Consider the following 1,199-nt stretch of genomic DNA (forward strand, 5'->3'; position numbering starts at 1 on the left):
CAAGGGCCTCAAGGTAACACAGGTGCTACCGGCGCTACTGGTGCCACTGGTTCTCAAGGGCCTCAAGGTAACACAGGCGCTACTGGCGCTACCGGTCCTCAAGGTGTTCAAGGTAACACAGGTGCTACTGGTGCCACTGGTTCTCAAGGGCCTCAAGGTAACACGGGCGCTACTGGTGCTACCGGACCTCAAGGTGCTCAAGGTAACACGGGCGCTACTGGTGCTACTGGTCCTCAAGGCGTTCAAGGTAACACAGGTGCTACCGGCGCTACTGGTGCCACTGGTCCTCAAGGTGTTCAAGGTAACACAGGTGCTACTGGTCCTCAAGGGCCTCAAGGTAACACGGGCGCTACTGGTCCTCAGGGTATTCAAGGTAACACGGGTGCTACTGGTCCTCAAGGTGCTCAAGGTAACACGGGCGCTACTGGTCCTCAGGGCGTTCAAGGTAACACAGGTGCTACTGGTCCTCAGGGTGTTCAAGGTAACACGGGTGCTACTGGTCCTCAGGGTGTTCAAGGTAACACAGGCGCTACTGGTGCCACTGGTCCTCAGGGTGTTCAAGGTAACACAGGCGCTACTGGTGCCACTGGTCCTCAGGGCGTTCAAGGTAACACAGGTGCTACTGGTGCTACCGGACCTCAGGGTGTTCAAGGTAACACGGGTGCTACTGGTCCTCAAGGTCCTCAAGGTAACACGGGCGCTACTGGTCCTCAGGGCGTTCAAGGTAACACAGGTGCTACTGGTGCCACTGGTCCTCAAGGTAACACAGGCGCTACTGGTCCTCAAGGCGCTCAAGGTAATACAGGTGCTACTGGTCCTCAAGGTCCTCAAGGTAATACAGGTGCTACTGGTCCTCAAGGCGCTCAAGGTAACACAGGTGCTACTGGTCCTCAAGGCGTTCAAGGTAACACGGGTGCTACTGGTCCTCAGGGTGTTCAAGGTAACACGGGCGCTACTGGTCCTCAGGGTGTTCAAGGTAACACGGGTGCTACTGGCGCTACCGGTCCTCAAGGTCCTCAAGGTCCTCAAGGTAACACAGGCGCTACTGGTGCCACTGGTCCTCAAGGTAACACGGGTGCTACTGGTGCTACCGGACCTCAGGGCGTTCAAGGTAACACAGGTGCTACTGGTGCCACTGGTCCTCAAGGTAACACGGGTGCTACTGGTGCTACCGGACCTCAGGGCGTTCAAGGTAACAC

Annotated in this window: 1 pseudogene; it reads left to right on the forward strand. The window is 57.0% G+C overall.

The window, feature by feature from the left end:
- Window positions 1–1,199 (forward strand): annotated as a pseudogene (locus tag PDL00_RS34645) (collagen-like protein); the annotation flags it as partial.

It is taken from the genome of Bacillus cereus group sp. TH152-1LC (assembly GCF_027710505.1).
Taxonomy (GTDB): domain Bacteria; phylum Bacillota; class Bacilli; order Bacillales; family Bacillaceae_G; genus Bacillus_A; species Bacillus_A mobilis.